At 32.8% G+C, this 24,117-nt stretch carries 23 protein-coding genes; 3 read left to right on the plus strand and 20 right to left on the minus strand.

Annotated features, from left to right (window positions below; all coding sequences use genetic code 11):
* The first annotated feature begins 51 nt into the window (after positions 1-51).
* On the plus strand, positions 52-957 hold the full coding sequence (locus QNH69_RS00350; RefSeq protein WP_282928665.1) for an AAA family ATPase: 906 nt from the start codon (positions 52-54) through the stop codon (positions 955-957).
* Positions 950-2,668 carry a hypothetical protein gene (locus QNH69_RS00355; protein WP_282928666.1) on the plus strand — a complete coding sequence of 573 codons (1,719 nt, stop codon included), beginning with the start codon at positions 950-952 and terminating at the stop codon, positions 2,666-2,668. The genes QNH69_RS00350 and QNH69_RS00355 overlap by 8 nt, the downstream gene beginning before the upstream one ends.
* Positions 2,669-2,775: 107 nt before the next feature.
* Here the strand turns inward: QNH69_RS00355 and QNH69_RS00360 are convergent, their stop codons facing one another.
* The 18 genes from QNH69_RS00360 to QNH69_RS00445 all read right to left on the minus strand — a co-directional run bounded on the left by QNH69_RS00360 (position 2,776) and on the right by QNH69_RS00445 (position 20,973).
* A complete protein-coding gene (locus tag QNH69_RS00360) occupies positions 2,776-5,274 on the minus strand; it encodes an FtsX-like permease family protein (RefSeq protein ID WP_282928667.1) in 2,499 nt (832 codons plus the stop codon).
* Entirely contained in the window at positions 5,261-5,950 is a 690-nt protein-coding gene (locus QNH69_RS00365) for an ABC transporter ATP-binding protein (protein ID WP_282928668.1), read from the minus strand. The genes QNH69_RS00360 and QNH69_RS00365 overlap by 14 nt, the downstream gene beginning before the upstream one ends.
* A gap of 99 nt (positions 5,951-6,049) precedes the next feature.
* On the minus strand, positions 6,050-7,027 hold the full coding sequence (locus tag QNH69_RS00370; RefSeq protein ID WP_282928669.1) for a HAMP domain-containing sensor histidine kinase: 978 nt from the start codon (positions 7,025-7,027) through the stop codon (positions 6,050-6,052).
* On the minus strand, positions 7,020-7,679 hold the full coding sequence (locus QNH69_RS00375; RefSeq protein WP_282928670.1) for a response regulator transcription factor: 660 nt from the start codon (positions 7,677-7,679) through the stop codon (positions 7,020-7,022). Before QNH69_RS00375 ends, QNH69_RS00370 begins: the two co-directional genes overlap by 8 nt.
* Entirely contained in the window at positions 7,660-7,875 is a 216-nt protein-coding gene (locus QNH69_RS00380; protein WP_282930176.1) for a helix-turn-helix transcriptional regulator, read from the minus strand. The genes QNH69_RS00375 and QNH69_RS00380 overlap by 20 nt, the downstream gene beginning before the upstream one ends.
* 555 nt (positions 7,876-8,430) lie before the next feature.
* Complete coding sequence (murJ, locus tag QNH69_RS00385; RefSeq protein WP_282928671.1) at positions 8,431-10,065, minus strand: murein biosynthesis integral membrane protein MurJ; 1,635 nt, start codon at positions 10,063-10,065, stop codon at positions 8,431-8,433.
* A 60-nt stretch (positions 10,066-10,125) separates the two neighbouring features.
* Positions 10,126-10,686, minus strand: coding sequence for an ATP-binding cassette domain-containing protein (locus QNH69_RS00390; protein WP_282928672.1), 561 nt, complete (start codon positions 10,684-10,686; stop codon positions 10,126-10,128).
* On the minus strand, positions 10,679-11,422 hold the full coding sequence (locus QNH69_RS00395) for an ABC transporter permease subunit (RefSeq protein WP_282928673.1): 744 nt from the start codon (positions 11,420-11,422) through the stop codon (positions 10,679-10,681). The genes QNH69_RS00390 and QNH69_RS00395 overlap by 8 nt, the downstream gene beginning before the upstream one ends.
* Positions 11,400-12,473: an MqnA/MqnD/SBP family protein gene (locus tag QNH69_RS00400; RefSeq protein WP_282928674.1), complete on the minus strand. Its 1,074-nt coding sequence runs from the start codon at positions 12,471-12,473 to the stop codon at positions 11,400-11,402. The genes QNH69_RS00395 and QNH69_RS00400 overlap by 23 nt, the downstream gene beginning before the upstream one ends.
* Positions 12,474-12,475: 2 nt before the next feature.
* A complete protein-coding gene (locus QNH69_RS00405) occupies positions 12,476-14,017 on the minus strand; it encodes a 4Fe-4S dicluster domain-containing protein (RefSeq protein ID WP_282928675.1) in 1,542 nt (513 codons plus the stop codon).
* The gene (locus QNH69_RS00410) at positions 14,014-14,310 is read right to left on the minus strand and encodes a hypothetical protein (RefSeq protein WP_282928676.1); all 297 of its coding nucleotides are present in this window, start codon (positions 14,308-14,310) and stop codon (positions 14,014-14,016) included. Before QNH69_RS00410 ends, QNH69_RS00405 begins: the two co-directional genes overlap by 4 nt.
* A gap of 87 nt (positions 14,311-14,397) precedes the next feature.
* Positions 14,398-16,047 carry an ATP-binding protein gene (locus QNH69_RS00415; RefSeq protein ID WP_282928677.1) on the minus strand — a complete coding sequence of 550 codons (1,650 nt, stop codon included), beginning with the start codon at positions 16,045-16,047 and terminating at the stop codon, positions 14,398-14,400.
* The gene (locus QNH69_RS00420) at positions 16,044-16,703 is read right to left on the minus strand and encodes a response regulator transcription factor (protein WP_282928678.1); all 660 of its coding nucleotides are present in this window, start codon (positions 16,701-16,703) and stop codon (positions 16,044-16,046) included. Before QNH69_RS00420 ends, QNH69_RS00415 begins: the two co-directional genes overlap by 4 nt.
* Before the next feature lies 1 nt (position 16,704).
* Positions 16,705-17,322, minus strand: coding sequence for a PhoU domain-containing protein (locus tag QNH69_RS00425; RefSeq protein WP_044567585.1), 618 nt, complete (start codon positions 17,320-17,322; stop codon positions 16,705-16,707).
* Positions 17,323-17,327: 5 nt separating this feature from the next.
* Positions 17,328-18,263: a phosphate ABC transporter ATP-binding protein PstB gene (pstB, locus tag QNH69_RS00430; RefSeq protein WP_282928679.1), complete on the minus strand. Its 936-nt coding sequence runs from the start codon at positions 18,261-18,263 to the stop codon at positions 17,328-17,330.
* A 12-nt stretch (positions 18,264-18,275) separates the two neighbouring features.
* Complete coding sequence (gene pstA, locus QNH69_RS00435; protein ID WP_282928680.1) at positions 18,276-19,088, minus strand: phosphate ABC transporter permease PstA; 813 nt, start codon at positions 19,086-19,088, stop codon at positions 18,276-18,278.
* 22 nt (positions 19,089-19,110) lie between these two features.
* A complete protein-coding gene (gene pstC / locus QNH69_RS00440) occupies positions 19,111-19,971 on the minus strand; it encodes a phosphate ABC transporter permease subunit PstC (protein WP_282928681.1) in 861 nt (286 codons plus the stop codon).
* 3 nt (positions 19,972-19,974) lie between these two features.
* Positions 19,975-20,973, minus strand: a complete 999-nt coding sequence (locus QNH69_RS00445) for a substrate-binding domain-containing protein (RefSeq protein WP_282928682.1) — start codon at positions 20,971-20,973, stop codon at positions 19,975-19,977.
* Between the two features lie 257 nt (positions 20,974-21,230).
* On the opposite strand from QNH69_RS00445, the gene asnA reads away from it, so the two are divergent.
* Positions 21,231-22,244: an aspartate--ammonia ligase gene (gene asnA / locus QNH69_RS00450; protein WP_282928683.1), complete on the plus strand. Its 1,014-nt coding sequence runs from the start codon at positions 21,231-21,233 to the stop codon at positions 22,242-22,244.
* A 155-nt stretch (positions 22,245-22,399) separates the two neighbouring features.
* Here the strand turns inward: asnA and QNH69_RS00455 are convergent, their stop codons facing one another.
* Positions 22,400-22,639, minus strand: coding sequence for a Veg family protein (locus tag QNH69_RS00455; RefSeq protein ID WP_044567445.1), 240 nt, complete (start codon positions 22,637-22,639; stop codon positions 22,400-22,402).
* A 95-nt stretch (positions 22,640-22,734) separates the two neighbouring features.
* The gene (locus tag QNH69_RS00460; protein WP_282928684.1) at positions 22,735-24,117 is read right to left on the minus strand and encodes an aminopeptidase; all 1,383 of its coding nucleotides are present in this window, start codon (positions 24,115-24,117) and stop codon (positions 22,735-22,737) included.

Here is a 24,117-nt window from a genome sequence, read left to right on the forward strand (position 1 = left end):
AGTTTAAAAATAGTATTTTTATTGTATAATATTAAAGCTAAAGGAGTAATGATGAGACAATATTTAGAAAAACAAAATGTTGATAAAAACTTAATAGATCAACTTGAAATATACAGGAAAGAAAATGGACTATTCGACGATTCCAGAGTCGTTGAGCCAGAATTTAAATACTATGGCAAGGAAGTATTGGAACAAGCCATATCCGCCATCCTTGCAGGAAAAAACTTGCTTTTAACTGGCCCAAAGGCTACTGGTAAAAACGTACTTTCATCAAATCTTTCCTACCTATTTGCTAGACCATCGTGGAATGTTTCCTTCCATGTGAACACTGATTATAACTCTCTTATAGGCGCAGATACCTTTAAAGATGGAGAAGTTGTCTTTAGAAAAGGACCTATATACGAGGCTGCCATAAGGGGTGGATTTGCAGTACTTGATGAGATTAACATGGCAAAAAATGAAGCAATTTCTGTACTTCACGCAAGTCTTGACCACAGAAGAATCATAGATATAGCTGGCTATGAGAAAATAAATCTTGATCCAAACACAAGATTTATAGCAACTATGAACTACGGCTATGTCGGAACTCGTGAAGTGAACGAGGCCTTGGCTTCTAGATTTATGATTATAAATATGCCAAATATCACTAGAGAAAACTTAGACCAGCTTTTATCTGACACATTTCCAAGTCTTAAGGAAAAATATCGCAAGGCTTTCATAGATATGTTCATTTCCCTACAATTTAAATCTGAGAACAATGAAATTTCCACCAAGTCAGTCGACCTAAGAGGACTTATATCTGCTATCGACACAATGAAAGTTGGACTAAATCCTTATAATGCCATACTAATGGGTATCGCTAACAAGTCCTTTGATGAATTTGAACGAGAGATTGTAATTGATACCATTAAAAGCAAAATCCCGCAAAATATAGAAGAGAGCATATTCGATGACTGAATCATTGGATAAGATCCGTGAATATAATATTATTTGGGATTTTAGTGAAAATTATAAATTCACTCCCAAAAAAACTTATCCCATGGATGAAGTTTTCAAAAATATTATAGCGGGTTTTACAATTAAAACTTTTGATACAAAAATGCTCGATTCATTCTTTGCTTATCTTTATGAAAATAATCCTTTTTATGAGGACTTCAAATTTATGACAAATCTTTTGATAGAAGATATTTGTGTCAAAGAACTTAGTAAAGATAATCTTGTCATAGAAGATTTGCAAAAAAAATTCGCCAAAAAATCATACTATAAATACAGCCACCACAACCCAGACAATCTAAAAGAGCAAGTTGAAAAAGCTTACTATGGACAAATCCTTGGCAAACCTATCATAGAAGGGGCTATTTTTAGAAATATTTACCAGGCTGTTTTTTCCATATATACAACCGATACCAGTAGTCTGATTGACGAGCTAAATAAGGTCTTCAAAACTTACTTTAGATTTGATAGAACTAAAGAATACGACGAGATGTTTGAGGAAATGGTTAAGGAGAAAAAGGCCAAGGAATTCAAAAACAGTGAAGATAAACCATCAGAGTATTCCGATGAGAATATTGACCAACAATTTGCCATTGGTTCAGCCGAATTTACCGGCAATATCTACTACGCTGACAAAAAAGAAGACCTAAACAAGAACTTACTCTTCTTAAATTCTAACCAAGATGACTACCACTCCTCAGATGAATTTATAGAAGACTTTTTTGGCAAGTCCATTCTTTCTAAAAACATAGTAGAAAATATAGAAAAAGAAGTATCAACAGGCATTCACCAAAATAAGAAACTTTATTTTACAAAAGGTGTATATTCAAACAAGGCTAACGCCAAATTTTACAAGAAAAAGCGTAAGGAACAATCTGATAAAAATAAAAATTATATAGAAAAGAACCATGCCATAAACCACAGAAATATCAACCAATTAAGTCTTGCCATCAAAAATTCTCTAGCAAGCTACGAAGATTATGAAGACAGGATAAAAAACTACGGTGCAATAGATTCCACCAAGGTATGGCGAGCATCAATAATCCATGATTACAATGTATTTAACAATATCGAAAATGACGATGTCAAAAAATTTAAAGTAGACCTAATACTCGACTCATCAGCAAGTCAAATCCACAGGCAACATATAGTGGCAAATCAAGCCTATATAATCGCAAAATCTATGGACTTAGTGGGTATACCTATAAGGATCACTGGTTTTTCTACTTTACGTGAACATACAGTTTTTACTGTATATAGAGATTACACAGAAAAAAATAAAAACGAAGAACTTTATAATTTCTTTGCAGCTGGATCAAATAGAGACGGTCTCGCCTTTAAGACCCTCCACCATATCATAGACACCAAGGATGATAGCAAACACATCATAATAGTCCTATCCGATGGCAAGCCAAATGACGAAAGAGCCAATATCAACACAGCAAAACTCAAAGATAAGGACCAATACACAGGTAAAATAGCAATCGATGATACAGCTTTTGAGATAAGAAACCTTAGAAACGACAATGTTTCAGTCCTTGGAGTCTTCACAGGAGAAGATGAAGACGTTGAAAACGCAAAGCTAATTTACAACAAAGACTTTGTAAGAATAACAAATTTGGAAAACTTTTCAAAGATAGTTTCAATATTTATGAAAAATCAAATACTAATGTAAAAAGCAGGCCAATGGCTCATTGAATTAGGGATTTTAGAAGAACTGATTTAAAGAGTCTTTAGGCGGCAATAGAAAAGGCTATGAGTTTAATGCTCACAGCCTTTTTCTTATATACTCTTGAAAGTATTATCTGAGTTTTCGTTTATTGTTTTAAGACCACTTTTTATTGCAAATAAAACTCCTGCAATCATAAATACAAATACTACTATTAGAGGGATATAATTCATATTTGTTATCAGACCTTTTATCGCAAATGCTAATTCATAGTTACTTCTATAGGCTCTAAATGCAATTCCAATAATGAACATAAAGATATAGGCTAAGAAAATATTTTTAAACAATATTTTCCCTTCTCCAAAGACCATCTTTTCCATTTGTTTTTCTGTCATACCTGTAGTGGATAGGAGTTTAAAATCATTGAATCTTGCTCTAAGGTTTCCTTTAAAACTATTGTAGGCGTTGGAAAGAGCGATTGTTATCAGAATGATTTGAATAGCTAGGTTTAAAAGTCTTTCATTCCTTGTTTGCTCTTTACTTGTTGCTTCTCTTAAAATTTCTGTAGCTGTTCCATGGTCAGACTTTGGTACATAATTTGAAATTACTTTTTCGGCATCTTCAAATACTTTTTCCTTGTTTTTTTCAGCTTTTATTTTTACAAAATAATAGTAAACAGGATCTGATTTATCTATTCCATACTCATCAATAAATTTCTTCATATTACTTGTGCTTGTGTAGATGGGTATTTCATTATTATCATAAGCTTCTAAGTCATAAGGCATTTCATCAATACTTGCGTCAATTTTTATATTTATTGGTTTGCCCTGTGCATTATATTTTAAAGTAACTTTTCCTGTATCCTTATCAGAAATTTTTATATACTCGCTAAAAGCGTAAGGCGTTCTATTGTCTTCTCTTATCTTATTAAGCAATAAGTAAGATGCATTAGGCATGTTATTTTCTTTTAAAATTGTTTCAAAATCTTCATCTGTTAAAGCATATAAACTTGCATATAGTCTATCATTTTCTATTTTGCCACTAGCTAAAGAATCTTTTAAATCTTTAGAAATTAAATCTTTATTATCGTCAACATAAAATTTTGTGTCATTTCTTTGATATAGGTGAAGCTCTTTTATTCCGTCAACTTTTTCTAAATCAGCTAATAAGTTTTTATCTAAATTCTTATCAGTGTAAATACTTGAATTAAAATTGTAAGGACTTTTATAAGAGTTATATTTTTCGTTCAAAGTTCTATATGATTGGCTAACTAAAACTGTAGTCAGTACAAAGGCAGAAAGAGCCATTGAGATTACAATAATTCGATAGGTTGATCGATATGACCTATAATAATCTTTTGCTAAAGTCTTTTCTATAGGTCCATTTATTTTTGATTTTCCTAATTTTATATTTTTTTCTGTAATCCCATTTAAACCTTCTATTATCTTTAATTTTGCACTTTTCCTAGCAGGGATTGTCGCAGATAAATATACTGTCAAAAGCGATAATAAAATAATTATTAAAATAGAAGTAGGATCTAAATAAACTAGGTGAAAATCTGGTGCCTTAAAACTTTCTCCAATTATCTCAGACATATTCTTATAGGATACTGAGTTATTAAGCCACATTAAATACATTAATAAGTTTGCGAAAACCCAGGATAGAAGTGTACCTAAGGCTACTGGCAATGCAGATAGTTTAAAGGCTTTCTTTTTTATCATTTTTTTAACTTGTTTTGCAGTCATACCTGTGCTTTTTAATAGGGCAATTTCTTTTAAATCTCTATTATTCCATACGTTAAAAGCACCATAGATAATAAAAGCAAATAGAAGAACTAGAAAGAAATACGCACTATACTCTTCTACAGCAGATTTTATCACTGACTTAGGCGGAAATATTCCTTGAGGATAAATCAACTTATACTCTAAAATATCTGTGTTATAAGATAGTCTTCCTATGTCTATTGAAGACTTCTCGTCTATATTCATAGTAGATAAAATTTCTCTAGTCTTTGTATAAGTATCTCTTGGATGCTTATACCATATTAAGGCTTCTAAACCTCTATTGTTTTTTAATAAGTCTATCTTTTTATCACTATCAGCCATAGTAAGAAACATAGACTTTTCAAAAGAATATCCATAATCATCATAGACTCCAACTATGGTATAAGTTTTATCACTTGCAGTAATTTTAGAGCCTATATTATAATTTTTATTCTTTGTTAAAAATCTTTCAGGCACTAATAGTTCATTTGAATTATTAGGTTCTCTTCCTTTTTTTATTTCGTAGCCAGTTAATAGGTTGCTATATTTTCCATTTTCATAAATATTTGCATTTAAATCTGTCTCTATGATTTTATTAAAAGAAATTTTTTCTATATCCGTATCATTTATTAATTTATCATATAGTTTTTCATCAACTTCAGTAATTGCTACATGGTAGTCTCCAATAGTTTTTCTTACGTAGTTATACTTGTCATATTTTAAGGATCCTACAATAAATACAACTGTACCTAGCAATATAACTGCTAAAAGTATGGAAATTTTAATAGCAAAACTGTCTTTCTTATTATTTTTTACAGCTCCATCAGCTAGGTCATTAATAATTTTCATAAGTTTCATCTCCTAAGAAATTTAACCTACCATCTACTATTCTATAGACCTTATCACAAGAATTTGCTACTTTTTCATCATGAGTTATTATCATAATTGTAGAATTTAATCTCTTATTTACAAATCTGAAAAGTCCTGTGATTTCTTCAGAATTTTTTCTATCGAGATTTCCTGTAGGCTCATCTGCTAAGATTATTGCAGGTCTTGTAATCAAACTTCTGGCAATAGCGACTCTTTGTTGCTCTCCACCGGATAATTGTTTTGGATACCTATCAAGCTTTCCTTCTATTCCTAGTATCGATAAAATTTCCTTTAAATATTCTTCATCTGCCTTTTTATTGTCTAACAAAAGAGGAAGTAAAATATTTTTTCGAACGTTGATGTTTGGAATCAAATTAAAAAATTGATAGACAACGCCTATATTCCTTCTTCGAAAGATTGTCATCTCATCTTTATTAAACTTAGTAATATTTTTATCTTGAATAAAAATATCCCCACTTGTTGGTTTATCAACTCCTGCAAGTAAATGGAGTAGTGTAGATTTGCCAGATCCACTGTCTCCAATGATGGCAACTAGGTCTCCTTTTTCTAGTTCAAAGTTTACATTTGAAAGGGCATTTACTTCTACTCCGCCATTATATGTTTTTGTTAAATCAACTGTTTTTACTATATTCATATTGTATCCTCCTTAACTTGTCCATATAATATTAGACTTAAGTGACTGGAAAGTGACTAGAAAAAAACTGTGTCTTATTTTTAGACACAGTCTTAAAATTTAATTATAAAATCTCAGTTCAAAGGAATTTGATTTCTTCCCCTTACGATATAAAAGCTCTCCATTTTGTCTTTCCATAACAGATTTTGCCATAGGAAGCCCAATCCCATAGCCTTTTGAATTCGGATCTGCTTTATAAAAACGTCTAAAAACTTTTTCTAACATTTCTCTATCTAAGCCATCTGAGAAATCTTCTACTAATATGCTCTTATATAAGTTCGTATCTTTTAGATGAATTTCTATATGTCTATCTTCTGTTGCTTCTAGACCATTTTTCATCACATTAAATACCGCTTCATAGGTCCACTTCTTATCGCATATAAGATCAAAATCTTCTCCATAAAGAGAAATTTCAATATTATCATTGATAAAATAATCTTTTAGATTTTGTGTGATGTCTTCAATTAATTCTTGAGCAGATATACTGTCTTTTATCATTTCTATTGTACCAGAATCAAGGGCTGCAAGTTTTAATAAAATGTCAGATAAGTTGTGGAGTCTAAGCAAATTATCTCTAAGTCTTTCTATATACTCTTCTGAAGAATTTTTATCTTCGGCTTCTAATAAGTCTAACAATAATAGTGATCCAGTCAACGGAGTTTTTATTTGATGGGCAATGTCTTCAGTATATTCTCTTAAAGTTTCCTTATTTTTCTTTGCATTTTCAGCTATTCTCTTATTTTCTATAATAATTTTAATAATCTCATCTCTGAGTTTACCAAATTCATCATCTATAATTTCATAATTGTCTGAGTCTATATCAAGTGAATGTAGGAGGTTAAATATATTATTAATTTTATCCTCTAGATCTATTTCTTTTTTCTTTTCAAATTTTCTAATAATTAGAAACAGAATTATATTTATAAGTAAAAAACCTATAAGTGTTAGAATATCAAATCTTGGATTGAGATAAACTACAAACAAAGACATTATCAAATTTAAAATTAAGACAAGTAAAATATTTTTGTTTTTACTCATTATCCCACCTATAGCCTATTCCCCTAAGAGTTTTTATATAATCTCCATACTCGCCAAGTTTATTTCGAAGTCTTTTTATAGTTACTGTTAAAGTATTGTCGTTTACTTCATAAAAATCATAACCCCATACATAATCTAAAATTCGCTCTCTTAGTAGATTTATATTTTGGTTTTCTAAAAGCATTTCCAAGACAGCAAACTCTTTTAAGTTAAGGTCTAAATCTTTTCCATCTATCGAAGCTTGTTTTGATATAAGATCTAAAGATAAATTTTCAAAAGTCAGTTCATCAACCTTTTTTATTTTTCTGCTAAATACATTGTCTATTCTCGCCTTTAAAACAGGGAGAGAAAAAGGTTTTGTAATATAATCATCTGCTCCTTGAGAAAGACCTTTTATTACATACTCATCTTCATTTTTTAAAGTAAGCATTATTACAGGAAGATCAGAAAATTCTCTTAGCCACTTTAAAAAATTAAAGCCTGACCCATCTGGGAGATTAGCATCAAGAAGAATTAAATCAAAATCATTAAAATTAAGATTATCTGTCTGAGAAAGATTGTTATAAATAATTGTTTCAATATTATGTTTGTTTAGGTAAGTTTTAACAGCAAAAGCAATTGTGCTGTCATCTTCAATCATTAGTATTTTCAATTCTATACTCCAGTACTTCTGATATATCACATTTAAAATACATACACATTCTGCCAAGGATATCCATGCTCACATTTTCATCTCGTCCCATTTTAGCTATGGTATGAGGAGTTGTATTTATGGCTTTTTGTAAGTCTAATTTATTCATCTTTTCATCTATCAATTTTTTCCATAATTTGTCATAGGAAAATCCTATAATTGACTCCAGTTTAATCTTCTAATTTGTACAGTTTTTCTATATTATACCGTACTTATCTACCTAATCGTTAGATATTCATAAAGATGGATTCTTTTACATCATTTTTAATTAGTAGAATTAAATCTTCTAAACAAATATTAAAAATCACTTTTTTCTTAGGGCTAGTAAAAGAAAATTTTTTCTAAAAAGGCGAAACAACTGAATGTCTTTACCTTTTATTAAGAAGAATTTACTGAAAAATTTTATAACCGTATTATAAAATATAATAGAATATGTTTTCTTATAAAAAATAAAAGAACTAAATATGTGATTCTAGAAAAACACTGGGATATGTAGAAAAAAATAAAGCAGATGATGAAACATTTGTATATAAGCTTTATATATAACAATAAGAAAAAGCTTAACAAAAAGAAGAAAATAAAAACTTTGAATTAATTGAAATTTATAAGGAAAATTCACTTTTAAAAATCGGCACAAAGCTTAACTCCTTCATGCCGATTAAATTTTAAGCAAATAAAACCCTGGTTAAGTGCTCCTAAAGGCCTGCATTTCTTATCGTCTTTTCCTAGATTCGTATTTTCTAGTATTTTCTATTTGTTTTCTTTTTTGTTTTGGAAGTTCTATATGCTCGCTCTTATTTGTATTTATGTGCTTTTGAGCTTTTCTCTTTCTAAAATACTTGTGGTAAATGGTGTTAATTAGTTCCATTACTTCTGGGATTCTTACTAATAATATCAAAAATCCGTATACAAAGGCCGCTAAAAGTATTGCTATAAATACAGCCAATATATGTGGCAGATTATCTGCTGTTATAGCATAGATTTTTCCTGCTACAAGTGCCATTATCCCTGTTATTATAAGGATCTTCAATATAGAAATCAGAGTGTTTTTAAATTTAAAACTACCAAAGTTATCTCTAAATTTGTATATCATAAGGCTTGATCCTATGATAGTAGATATTACTGTGGCATAGGCTATACCGTTTAGGCCATAGAATTTGATAAAGATGGCATTTAATATTACATTTATTAGTTGTTGGATAACAACAATTATTACTGGTGTTTTGGAATCTCCTACTGCATAAAATCCTCGATCTACTACATCTGTTATTGATTGGAAGATTATAAATGGTGCATAGGATACCATCATGCTTGCAACAGCTATAGTGTCTTCGCTGGTGAAGGCATTTCTTTGGTAGACTAATTCAATTACAGGATTTGACAAAACCATAATACCAATTGTAGCTGGTATTACCAAAAGCATGGTTGTTACTACAGAGGAACTAATTGAGCTTTTCATTTCTTCGATTTTTCCACTTTGACCAAACTCGGAAATTTTTGGAAAAAGTGCTGTGGTAACTGAAACGGTGATAACTCCTGTGATTAGTGTTAGCATTGTTTTTGCATAGAATAATACTGATATACTCTCTTCTCCAAAAAAAGCAGAAGCCATCGAGTTATCTACAATTATAGAAATCTCCCCCGCGGCTGATGATATAATAACTGGTAGGGCGATTAACATCAGCTGTTTTACATATTTATTTGAAAAATCAATTATCTTATTGTGCCTATATCCAGCTTTCCTAGTGGCCCTAGGAAATAAGATGTATTGTAAAACATTACCCAAAAGAGCACCAATTATTAGAAAATATGGATTTCCAGTCTTTCCAGTTAGAACTGTAAATATTATTATGATAATATTCATAATAATGCCAGTTATGGCCGGATTGAAAAAATCTCCCTTGATGTTCAGATATCCCCTAAATACAGCAGAATATAGGTAGGCAAAAACTGCAAACATCATTATTCTAGTATAATTTGTAGCTAAGTCTAATAATTCGCCTTCAAGAGATGGGGATAAAATCTTAGAAAATGGTCTAGCAAAGATAAAACCAATCAATAGAGCTATGGCTCCAAAGACCATCAAAATATTAAAAATATTTGAAGTGAATTTCTCTGCTTCTTTGATTCCTTCTTCATTTTTGGCCCTATTATATATGGGTATGAAGCCTGAAATAATACCAACGGCTACAAAGTTTGCTACAACTACTGGCAAAGTATTTGCAGTCGTATATATTGATTTGATGCCACCTGCCCCAATATAGGATGCCATAACTGCTTCTCTTATAAAACCAAAAATTTTGGATATTATCGTTATAAGCATAAGCATGAATGTAGTTTGACCCATAATTACCTCACTTATAAGTATCGTCTTAATATTATATCTATATTCATTTTTATTTACAAGTTATAAATAAAGGACATTTTCCAAAGGAATATCAAATTTTGCCATATCATCCTTATTATGAGAAACCAAGATAATAGTTTTTTCGGCAAATTTCTCCTTGATAAGATCTATGGCAATATTCTTGTTATAATCATCAATACCGGCAAAGGGCTCATCCATTATCAAAATATCGCCATCAAAGATAAGCGCCCTTGCAATGGCAACTCGCCTTTTCATTCCACCAGAAAATTTGTATATTGGACTTTTTAGATCTTCTATATTTAAAGCTCTTAAAGTATCCTTAATCAAGCTAGAGTTATGGTTAACAATCTTCAAATTATCAAAGGCCGAAATCTCATCAATCAGCCTATCTTCTTGAAATATTACTGAGACTTTCGAAAAATCCTTATAAATACTCCCCGAATCTGCTTTTTCTAAGCCCAAGATTAGATTGATCAATGTAGTTTTACCAATGCCAGACCTACCAAATATAGCAAAAGGCTCTCCATTTTTTACTTCAAAAGACAAATCATCTATGACCTTGTGATCAAAGGACTTCGTCACATTTTCAAATCTAATCATCATCTTCCTCCAAAATCTTCCTAAGGGTGTATTCAAATATAAAGGATAAAATTAGTATGGCCAAAGTCCACGCAAGAAGTGATGGCATATCCAGGTATATCTTTGTATTATAAAGATTTTTACCTATTGAACTATCAGGAAGTCCTATTACTTCTCCTGCAATACCTGCCTTTAGCACAAGGCCCGATACAGAAATAATACTTGATTTTATAAAGGCCCTGGCCTTGATAAGGTATATATATTTTAACTTATCTAGTTTATTAACTTCATATATACTAGCCATTTGTAATAGTTTTTTATCAATTGATTTTAGACCTTCATAGGTATTTGTGTATATAATTGGCATAGCCATGATAAAGGAAACAAGGATAGAAAGATTCTTAGTATTTATCCAAAAAAGAAAGAATATGACAAGACTTGCCAATGGTATTGACCTAAATATCACTATGATTGGATTTATAAATTCGTAAAATAAATCATATTTGTAAGAAAAATACGCTAGTATTAGGCCCAAGCATATGGAAAAAACAAAGCCTATGAAAATTTTACCAAAGGATGATAATATCGTGATATAAAATTCTTTGGTCACAATAAGTTCAAAAAATCTTTGTAATACAAGAAAAGGAGATGGCAATAGTATCTCCTCTCCTATCAAACTTGCCATTATTTGCCAAATTACTAACCAAATAAGGGCAATTATTATTTTTCTTTTCTTATTTTGTAAAGTAGAAATCATCTTCTGGTATAGATCCGCCTATTAACTGTGGATTAGTATTGTTCAAATCTTCTAGGTGCTTTGCCATAATTTCTTTTAGCTTATCACCATCTATATATTCTAAAGCTAGATTTGGAATTGCTTTTTTTGCAACAGGAGCTGGCATTATATCATATTTTTCTAGCAAGGTCGCCGTTTCGTCTGGATTCGCCTTAGCCTTTTCTATAGAATTTTTAAATGTATCTAGAAGTTTTTCTACATCTATCGTATCTAAATATTCACTTCTTCCAACAAGTACTGATGAAATTATTGGATAGCCTGTTGCGTCTTCATAAAGTTCATTTAAGTTAATGGCAACTTTGGCATCTTCTGCCTTTAATAGGACACTTGATACCATTGGTTCAGGAAGAATTGCAACTTTGGCCTCTCCTGCAATTAGCTTTTGAGCTGCTTCATTGGCTTGGACAAGGTAGTTGATATTTAGATTATCAGAACTATAGCCGTTTGTCTCTAAGATTTTATTTATTGCAATCTCTGGAGTTGCTCCCTTGCCTGATGCTAGTATTTCTTCTCCATAATTTGCTAAATCTTCTATAGAATTTATTTCTACATCTCCCTTTGTGACCACATACAAAACTCCAAGGGAATTTGTAGATAGGACTTTTACTTTGCCTTCTGTCTTGTTATACAAAGTAGCAGCTAGATTTGCTGGTATGATGGCAAGGTCAGCTTCACCAGATACGAGTTTTGGTACAAGGGCATCTGGAGCTCCATCCACGCTTTCGTTTATGGTAAAGTTTGATTCGCCATTTTTTGATTCTTCTACCATATTTATGGCGCCAACACTAGTTGGTCCAGCCAGCATAGAAAGATTTGCATCGTAATGCTTAGCATCTTCTTGATTATCATCTTCTACTTTTTCTTCTTTTACTTCTTTCGAATCTTCAGTTGTTGAAGAAGTATCTTCTTTTTGTTCGATTTCGGTATTTTCATTATTTGTTTGGCCTTGATTTCCACATCCTACTAGAGCCAAGGCTAGTAGGAGGACTAGTGACTTATTCTTTATTTTCATTCTTATTCCTTATCTTCGCTAACTTTTAACTTTTCATCATCTGGCCTGTCTTCTGTTGGGATTTTGTCGTTATCTGCTGGGGATCTGTAGATAGATTCCTTGGCAAAGGCACGAACAGCCTTACCTGTCTTAGTATCTGCAACTACAGTACCAGGTCCTCCAACACATCCTCCAAAGCACGCCATTCCTTCTATTAGTTTGCCATCCATCTTGCCTAGTTTTGCTAGTTGAGCTAATTTAACACAGTTTGACAAACCATCTGCAGCTTCTACAGCTACATCGATGCCTGGTCTGATTTCTTTAGCACGTTTTACTACAGCTTCTGCTACTCCACCTTTTACAGCGTAGTTACGGCCAGTTTCTGACGCATCCATCATTTCTTCTTCTACTTGTATTTCTGATGGCTCAATTCCTTTGGCTAGGAACATTCCTAAAAGCTCTTCGAAAGTTATTACAAAGTCGATAACTTCGGCTACTTCTTCTTCCAAGGCTTCTAGCTTTTTGGATATACATGGACCAACAAATACAACCTTGCAATCTGGGTCTCGTTTTTTCATTTGCAAACCTGTATAGATCATAGGTGTTGATGATTCAGAAATATAATCATTGATTTCTGGGAATTGGTTTCTAACCATCATCTTCCATGAGAAGCAACAACTTGTACCCATAAATGGAAATTCTCCTGTTGGTACTTTTTCAAGGTATTCGTGAGCCTCATTCATAGTTGTTAGGTCAGCACCAAGCCCTACTTCTATTACATCAGTGAATCCAAGTGCTTTGATAGCTTCTCTAATCTGTTTTGGACTAACATTTGGACCAAATTGGCCTACAAATGATGGTGCAAGAATAGCATATACTTTTTTATCTGCTTGGATGGCTTTGATAAGCTGGTAGATTTCTGACTTATCAGATATAGCACCAAATGGACAAGTGGATATACATCTACCACAAGCAACACACTTATCTGAGTCTATTTGTGCTCTGCCAAGCTCGTCAGAATGTATAGCTTTTACTCCGCAGCTTTCAGCACATGGGCGTTTTTGGTGGTTGATGGCATTGTAGGGACAAGCGCTAACACATTTACCACATTTGATACACTTATCTTGGTCTATGATTGAACCTTCTGATGTAAATGTTATAGCGTTTTTTGGGCAAACATTAACACAAGGATGGCCAATACATGCCTTACATTGGTCTGTAACAGTAACTTTATTTTCTGGACAAGCTTCACAAGCTATCTTTATTACGCTTACCAAAGGTGGATGGTATATTCTTTCTTTTACATCCATCTGATCTAGGCCTTCTGTAATAGCATCAGTCTTATCAGCAGTTCTTGCATCTAGACCTATACCCATACGAAGTCTTTCACCCATTACAGCTCTTTCACGGAAGATATTTTCCCTATATGTGGCTGATTCACCAGGTAATATGTCATAAACTTCAAGGCCTATGTCTGTAATTGGCCTGTTTTCATATGCAATCTTTGCAATATGTTCAAAGGCCATTCTTCTTATATGTAATATATCTATGTAAGATTCTTTCATCTATTATCTCCACGCTTTCTTGGATGAAACTTGTCAAAAATGTATTCCATCAATACTTCAGGCTTAGCATTTTTGAAATATTTGTCATCAATCTTTGCAAATGGCGCTGATTTTTCTGGTTTATCAGCCTCATTCATAATATTTTCGTAAACTACTTCAAGTTCTGGTAATGGACCTAAGTTTTCTATATCATAGGCAACTTCTAAGTCTTTTTTGATTAGATTTGCATAATCATATAGGAACTCGTTTCCGGCAGCTGTGCACCTTGCACATGAACAAATTGTAACTTTCATATTTGTCTCCTATCTCTCAATCTCTATATAAATTGTAACAGATAAATAGCTTACAGGCAATGATAAAAATTTATCATCATCTATAAGCTATATTTCCCTATCAAGTTCTAGGGGTATCTCTATAATGAACTTACTTCCTTGGTTAATCTTAGATTCTACTTTTATATCATATGATAGGTGCGAACAGATATGTTTGACTATAGATAGACCAAGACCAGTTGATTTTTTATTTCTCTTCCTAGACTTATCCACAACATAAAATCTCTCAAAAATCCTCTTTTGATCAGCCTGGCTAATGCCTATACCTGTATCTTCTATTATTAGAAAATAAGAATTGTTAGCTAGGTCATAGTCGAAAGTAATGCTGCCAGAGATCCTGTTGTATTTTATGGCATTATCAAAAAGATTTGAAACCAAGTCATAAAATAAGGATTTGGATGTATAAATCCTATATGGTTTAATTTTATTGATCACAGTCAAATCTTTGCTTGCGGCTATTGGGGCGTATTTTTCTATAGTAGCTAAAACAACATCGCAAATATCAACTTCTTCAAAAGATCTCTCAAAGTTTTGCTCATCAAGCCTTGAAATTTTAAGAATATCATCAATTATTTCAAGTAGTCTATTGCCTTCTTTGTAAATAATTTGACCGAATTTTTTTATGTCATTTTCTTTTGCTATACCGGTCGCTATTAGCTCTGCATAGCCATTTATAGACGTTAGGGGACTTTTTAGCTCATGAGTTACATTAGCTGAAAATTCCCTTCTCATCTGTTCAGCTCTTTTTTCCTCAGTATTGTCTATTATTATCATTGCGAAGGCTTTTTTGGAATAAGTTGAAAGCGGGTCTATAAATATACGCAAATTGTAGCCATTTAAGTTTATATCCACATCTTTACTGCGTTTTAATATTGAAGCTTCCCTAAGAGCCAGACTATACTCCCTGTCATCTATTAGATTTGTAATCTTTGCAGTATTGTCTACTCCTAGGTAGGTTTTTGCAGAATCATTGATGAGCTCTACATTGCCCAGGCCATCAAACAATATGAATCCTTCCTTCATATTTGAAGTAATAGATGTAAACTCCTTAAGCTTAGATGAAAGAGTGTAGTTTTCATCATCTAGCCTATCAATTCTATCATTATAAGCAAGTAATATTTCAGAAAATTCCTCATAATCCTTACTTTTTAGTAGATGGTCTACATATTTTATCTTAAGCCTTGATGTATAAGAATCAATCTCCTTAGCTTGTTTTTTATTTATATATAGATAAACCATTAGACCTAGCAATAAGTGGCCAAGAAGTAAAGGAAATGATAGGTAAAAGCCAATATTATTTCTGGTACTTAAGGCAAGAAGCTTATCAGTATTTGACACAAAACTTAACCTATAGCCCAAAAATCCATCGTCAACCTTTATGATATTTGTGGGAGTCTTAGCAAGCTTGGCCTTAGATTTGATCCTTCCTGCATTTAAATTGCTAGGATTGTAGTAAATATCATTATCGCTATCTACAAATACTACAGATATCTGAGGGTGTGTATTATTAAATTGTTCTAATGTATGCAAAAAGTCAGCTTCATTTTCCTTAAGTAAAAGAAAGCTCAAAGCATTTTCGTAAAAATTACTTTGAGCATCCTTTTTGTTTTTTATGGAAAAAAAATTGCTGATTAAAAAGCTAGCCAATATAAGGACAAAGGCTAGACTTTTCATCTTTTTTAAAGCAAGATTTTTCATATGTCTCCAAATTTGTATCCTAGATTTCGAACTGTTTTTATATGCTTGCCCCCTTCTAGGAGCTTGTTTCTAAGAGAAGCTATATGTACATCTACTGTACGAGTTTCTCCCTCATAATCGTAACCCCAAATCTTTAGTAAGAAGTCTTCACGAGTAATGACATTTCCCATATTATTCATAAATAATAATAGCATTTCAAACTCTTTGAAGGTCAAGTCTATAGGTTGGCCATCAACTTTTACAGTTCTTTTTCTAGTGTTGATAGTAATATTATCGTAGTTTACATGATCATTATCTTTTTTGCTAGATCTTCTCAAAATTGCCTTTACCCTTGAAATGAGTTCAAGGATGGAAAAAGGTTTTGTAATATAATCATCAGCTCCAGACTCAAGACCCAATACCTTGTCAAATTCATCTGTTCTTGCTGTAAGAAGGATAATAGGTATGTCAGAAAATTCTCGGATTTCTTCAAGAATTTCTATCCCGTCCTTGCCTGGTAGCATGATGTCTAGGATTAAAAGCTCTCCACCATCTTTTTTGATTAGCTCTACAATATCTAGACCATCCTCAAAAGTCTTTATTTGGTAGCCTTTTTCTGATAGAGCATAATCAACGAGATTTCGTATAGATTTGTCATCTTCAACTACATAAATCATCCTACAACCTCGTTGCTAGATCGCCTACTCTTGCTAATCTATCTCCAAGTCGTTCAAAGTACTTATATAATAACACTTTTTCGGATAATTCCATAGGGCCAATTGCATTTTTCTTATTTTGATCAGCTATATAAGATATTGCCTCTTCAAATAAACTGTTGTTTACTTCATCATCTTCGATAGTTTTTAAACCAAGATCATTGTCGTTGTTTACAAAGCTTTCGATACTATTTGTAGCCATTTGTTTTTCATTTGTTATAAATCTTTTTACAAAATCAATCTCTTCATCTGTTAGGCTGTATTCTAATAAAATCATAGCAGCTTGGGCTAGGTGGCTGGAAATCCTTTTATAGGTACTTGCAAGTTTTATACTCATTTGCAAAAATCTAAGGTCTCTGGCTACTGGTTGTTGCAAAGCCAGTAGCTCAAAGCAAAATCTTTCTATATCAGCTGCATTTCTTCTGATATCATCGTTTAATTCAACAACTTCTTCAAGATTTTTTTTATTTTGGTTTTCTAAGTATAAATCAATCTTATCGTAGCAAAGGATAACTAGTTCCATTAGTTCATTTGCCATGGATCTAACAGAATCTAGATCTTGTCTATATCTAGTTCTCATGCTGATTAACCAAACCTTCCTGTAATGTAGTCTTCTGTTCTCTTATCTCTTGGATCTTCAAAGATAGTCTTTGTATCATCCATTTCTATAACCTCTCCTGTTAAGAAGAAGGCTGTTTGATCTGAGATACGAGCAGCTTGTTGCATATTGTGTGTTACTATTACTATTGTATACTTCTCTTTCAAATCTTCCATCAAATCTTCAATTGCTGCTGTAGAAATTGGGTCAAGAGCACTTGTTGGCTCATCCATTAGGATGATTTCTGGTTTTACTGATAGGGTTCTTGCTATACAAATCCTTTGTTGTTGACCACCAGAAAAAGATAGAGCGTTTTGGTCTAGCTTATCTTTTACTTCATCCCAAATAGAAGCTTGTTTTAATGAAGTTTCTACTATTTCATCAAGGGTATCTTTATCCTTTATACCCCCAATTTTTGGTCCGTAGGTTAGATTGTCGAAAACTGATTTTGAAAATGGGTTTGGACTTTGAAATACCATTCCTACATTACGACGCAATTCTACCACATTGACATTTGGTTGATATATATCTTGATTATTAATTTTTATAAGACCTTCTACCTTACAGGAATCAATTAGGTCATTCATTCTGTTGAAGCATTTTAAGGTTGTTGATTTACCACATCCTGATGGTCCTATAAATGCTGTTACTTGACCTTTTTTAATATCCATATTGACACCCTTAAGGGCTTGGAAATCACCATAATATAGGTCAAGGTCTTTTACCAAAATAGCTGTTTCTAAATCAGAAAATCTATTTTTGTAATCTAGGGTATGAACCTTTCTTATCCCATCTCCATCTTTGTTTTCAATATTAATATCTGATCCATTCTTATTAGAAGAAGTATCAGCATTATTTAATATTTCTTTTGACTTTTCCTTATTGTCAGATGTAGATGAAGATTCAAATGTTTGCTTATCCATTTACTTCTCCTCTTATTTTACTAATTCTTTTGTAATTCTACTTGATATCCAGTTGATTACAATTACGAATATTAATAGCAATACTGCTGTTGCGTAAGCTTCATTTACGTGGAATCCTTCTGATGAAAGCATATACATGTGTATAGCTAGTGTTCTACCAGAGTTTTTTAGACTGGTTGGTACAGAAGGTTGGGTTCCCATGGTGTAAATAAGGGCTGCTGATTCACCTACAATCCTACCTGTTGCAAGGAATATACCACCCAAGATGCCATCCATAGCCTCAGGTATCACTACTTTAAATATTGTTTGAATTTTTGTAGCGCCTAGGGCAAGAGAGGCGTGAGCTTGCAAAGGGTTTACTGTATTAATTGCTTCTTCTGTAGTTCTAATGATAGTAGGTAAGATCATTATTGCAATTGTTAAGCAGCCTGCAATCAATGAATATCCCATTCCAAGTCCCATGTTTACTCCACTTACAAAGAATAAGTAACCGAAAAGGCCATAAACGATTGATGGGATTGATGATAAGATTTCTGTAGAAAATCTTACAGCTTTTATAAAGCGCTTGTTTTTTGCATAATTTGATAGGTATACTGCTGTAAATATACCCATTGGTAGTGTGATTAATAATGTTAAAATTATCGTAAATAATGTCGTTACTAATGCTGGCATAATGGAAACATTCTTTGATGTATATTGCCATTCAAATAATCCAGGTGATATATTTGGAATACCTTGGATTAAAATATAAGCTATGATTATTCCACTAAAAGCATACGCCAAAAAAGTAAATAACATTACAAAAATTTTATATGGTTTTGTCATATTTTACTCCTTAGTTTCATAATTATAGCTTACTTTCATTCTTATCTCTGATAATATTAAATAAGATATTTATTATTAATATGAAGAAGAATAGCACCATGCCTGTAGCAATTAGTGATTCTCTATGCATTCCTGATGCGTAACCCATTTCCAAAACTATGTTTGTTGTAAGAGTTCTTGCTCCCTTTAAAATTGAGTTTGGCATCCTTGGTTGGTTACCTATTACTAGATATACAGCCATTGTTTCACCAATAGCACGTCCTATAGCAAGGATTATTGAAGAAAAGATACCACTTTTTGCATATGGAATCATAACTTTGTGGATAGTTTCTTCTTTTGTTGCTCCTAAAGCAAGGGAACCTGTATAAAAAGTTTTTGGAACTTGACGAAGAGAGTTCTCCGAAATGTTTACCATTGTAGGCAAAATCATAATACTAAGTAGTATGGATGCTGTAAGCATATTGTACTGTGGTGCACGGAATATCTTTCCTATAAGTGGTGCAAGTACAACCATGGCAAAGAAACCATATACTACTGAAGGGATAGCGGCCATTAAATTGATTAGTGATTTTAGAAATCCATAACTTTTACCAGCATAATATGCCATATATATAGAAACAGCTAGGCCAAAAGGAAGGGCTATAAGAGTTGACACTAGCGTTACTATAATAGAGCCTACTATCATAGGAAATATTCCAAAGCTAGCAGGCTTTGCTGTTGGGGCCCATTTAGAACCCGTTATAAATGGAACAAGTCCGTATTTACTTACGAATTTTATTCCTGATCTAAAGATGAAGAATATAATTAATAATATAAGTATTACGGACATTGCTGCTGATATAAGGAATATGATTTCTCCAAATCTTTCCTTAAAGTTTTTCATTTATTATTTTAAATCTCCAGTATTTGTAATTTCACCTGAGAAGATTTGTTTTAGTTGTTCAACTGTCAAATCTTCAACCTTGCTTTCAGTATTAACAACTACTGCTATACCGTCTGTTGCGATAACTTCTGGTGTAAGTTGTTCTTTTTCTTCATCTTTAAGTTCTCTTGAAGCCATAGCAATGTCTGCTGATTCGTCTATTACTGCTTCAATACCTGCAGATGATCCTGTAGATTGTAGGTCGATTTGTACATCTGGGTTAAGTTCTTTGTAAGCTTCGATGAATTTTTCCATTAATGGAGTAACTGATGTAGAACCAGCAACTGTGATGCTACCACTTAATCCTTCAGCTCCTTCATAAGCTTTTGTATCGCTTAGAGGTACATAACCTTCTTCTTTAACAATTTCTTGAGCTTCTGTTGATAGGCAGTAAGCTAAGAAGTCTTTTGAAATGTCGTTTAGTTTGTCTTCTTTGTAAGCAAGGTTAAATGGTCTAGAAATTTTGTATGAACCATTTACGATGTTTTCTTCTGTTGCTTCAACACCTTCAACTTTTACAGCTTTAACTGTATCGTTTAGTGAACCAAGAGAAATGTATCCGATAGCATTTGGATCTTGTGCTACTGATGTCATTACACCGTTTGTAGAGTTTTGAACTACAGCATCAACTGTTGTTTTATCTTCTTTAGAACCGTCTGCTGCTTCTTCTTCAAGACCAACAAGTTCGATGAAAGCTCCTCTTGTACCTGAACCTTCTTCTCTTGAGATTACTGAGAAGTCATAGTCTGCTTGATCAGCAGTATCTTTTGTTTCTTCTTCTTTTTTGTCTTCTTCAGCTGGTTCTTCTGTTTTTGTTTCTTCAGTTTTATCAGCTTCTTTATTTTCTTCTGTTGTTGCAGCTGGCTCTTCTGTTTTGTTTTCAGCTGCGTTGTTACCACATGCAGACAATACTAATCCTAGGGATAAAGCTGCTGCAATTATTTTTGAATTTTTAAGTGTCATGAAAAATCTCCTTATAGTTTGTATAATTTTGTTTTCTTAAGTAGTGTACAGGAAGATAATTAAGATTAGTTAAAGCCTTTGTAAAATTTATGTAAAATCATAATTTTATGGCTAAATATTATTTATTCCAAACTACATTAGTACTTTACCCACTTCTAATAGCAATAAACTCTTTACCACACTAATTTCCCAAGCTTGACATAGGCTCATATAAAATTATAATTTATAAATAATGAATAATTAGATAAGAGGCAATAATGACACAAGTAATTTTTCCTGATGGATATAAATCAAACAAAGACTTATATACCACCCAACTATTAATAAAAGAAATAAAAGATTATTTTCAAATAAACTTAGCAAACAACTTGAACCTTAAGAGGGTCAGTGCTCCACTTTTTGTATCAATAGAATCTGGATTAAATGACAACCTAAACGGCCACGAAGGTCCAGTAGTCTTTGATGTACCAAATGCTGATAAGGAGGAGCTAGAGATAGTCCACTCCCTAGCCAAATGGAAAAGATACGCCCTCAAAAAATATGACTTTAAAGTTCACGAAGGCCTATACACTGATATGAACGCCATCAGGCGTTGCGAAGTTCCTGACAATACCCATTCATTTTATGTAGACCAATGGGACTGGGAACTTATAATAAATAAAGAAGACAGAAACGAAGTATACTTAAAAGAAATAGTAGAAGTAATATATAGAACCCTAAAATCTCTTGACGAATACCTATCTACACTTATTCCAGATAGGCACAAGCTTTTAAAAGATCAAATAACCTTCATAACTACAGAAGAGTTACTACAAAAATATCCTGAAATCGAGGATGCGACCGAAAGAGAAAGGCTTGCAGCCAAAGAATACGGGGCGATATTCTTAATGCAAATAGGTGGCAAACTATCAAACGGCCAAAAACATGACAACCGTGCCCCAGACTACGATGATTGGCTACTAAATGGCGATATAATAGTATATAACCCAGTTTTAGATGACCAGCTAGAGCTATCATCAATGGGCATTAGGGTAGATCCACACAGGCTAAATGAACAATTAAAACTATCAAATAACCTAGAAAGACTAAAATACGAATACCACAGGATGCTAATAGAAGGAAAACTACCACTTACTGTAGGTGGAGGTATAGGCCAATCTAGGCTATGTATGTTCTTCTTACAAAAGGCCCACATAGGAGAAGTCCAAGTTTCCTACTGGCCAGACCAACATAGGAAGGCTCTAGAAAACAAGGGCATATACTTACTTTAAAATACAAGACAAAGATACCAGAATTAGTTTTACACTTTTTCTGGTTTTTCTTATGTAAAAATGCCAAGAAAAAACCAGAGCCCATATTCATAGCTCTGGCGAATGAACCGATATTCTTGTCGGTTAAATTTTATATTTTGTTTCAAATCAGCTTTCTATTCTGCACTCAATAGCTCAACAGTTGATGTTAAAATATCTGAATAAGAATATGAAACTGTTCGTTCTACGTCAAAATCGTTGTTAACTTTTACAGTAAAAACGCTAGGGAATGCATCTACAATGACACCAGTTTTGGTTTTGATGCGTTTTCTGCCCATATCGGCTTTAAGAATTACTTCTTTACCGATACTGTCTTTGACTTGCCTTCTGATATCATTAACTGACCTTTGCTCCATCTAATCATCCTCTCATTAAATACTAATAACAATTATACTTCATAAAGGTCAAAATGTCAAAAAAGCAATATATTATACTAGTTTAGCCAACCTTGTCAAATATTTTCGTAAAAGGCTTTGTAGGCCTTGCAAGTTGAGTACAAATCGGCCTTTGAAATCAATTCTGTTGGAGCATGCATTGACACAACTGGAGTGCCGCAGTCAACTACATCCATATTGTATTCTGCAAGTATGAAGGCAATAGTTCCGCCACCACCTGCATCTACTGCACCAAGTTCACCTGTTTGGTAGATGACATCTTCCTTATCAAAAGCAGCTCTTACTTCTTGCAAGTATTCTGCATTGGCATCGTTGCTGCCACCCTTTCCACCTGAACCTGTGTATTTTGTTAGGGCTACTCCACAGCCAAATTGAGCAGAGTTATCAAGTTCTGACACATCCTTAAAGTTTGGATCATAGGCTGCTGTTACGTCTGCAGAAAGTACTTTTGAATTAGCTAAGGTACGTTTTAGGGAAATTATATTTGCCTTATCATTTATATTTAGTAGTTCAAGAACTGTGTTTTCAAAGAAGTGTGAACCCATTCCTGTAGCTCCGGTTGATCCAATCTCTTCCTTGTCGACAAAGAGTCCTACCAAAGTTTTCTTTGGATTTTCTACACTTAATATTGCATTTAAGGCTGAGTATGAACAAACTCTATCATCGTGGCCGTGACCTATTATCATAGAGCTATCAAGGCCTGCATTTCTTGCTTTGATAGCAGGAATAGCTTCAAATTCTGCTGTTATGAAGTCTTCTTCGATTATGCCATATTTTTCATTTAGGATTCTTAGAATATTTTTCTTAACTGGATTGTCAGATTCATCTTTTAGTGGAATTGAGCCAACTAAGATTTTTAATTGTTCACCCTCTATAACTTCTCTAGCAGATTTATCCATTAGTTTTCTTGATAGGTGGATTAATAGTTCTGATATTGTAAATACTGGTTCATCGTCCTTATCACCTATTGAGATTTCTAACTTTTCACCATCTTTTGTGTATATTACTCCGTGAAGTTCTAGTGGAATAGTTGTCCATTGGTATTTTTTAACTCCACCATAATAGTGGGTTTTAAAATATGCTAGGTTTGAATCTTCAGAAAGAGGAACTGGTTTGAGGTCAAGTCTTGGGCTATCTGTATGAGCTCCTACAATAGCCATACCATTTTCCATATCTTCGCTACCAATTACAAATAAAGCAACTCCCTTGTTTTTGTTTAGGGCGTATACCTTATCACCTGGCTTTAGACTTTTTGCTGCAATTTTTTCATTTATGTCTACAAAGCCTTTTTCTTCAGCTCTTCTTATGATTTCTTTGGCAGCAAGTCTTTCGGTTTTTGCTGTGTTTAAAAAATTGATGTAATCTTTTGAAATTTCTTCAAGCTCATTTTTTTGCTCATCATCGATATTTAGCCACACATTTTTTCTTTTGTATTCCAT

It is taken from the genome of Anaerococcus sp. Marseille-Q7828, assembly GCF_949769285.1.
In the GTDB taxonomy this organism is placed as follows: Bacteria; Bacillota; Clostridia; order Tissierellales; family Peptoniphilaceae; genus Anaerococcus.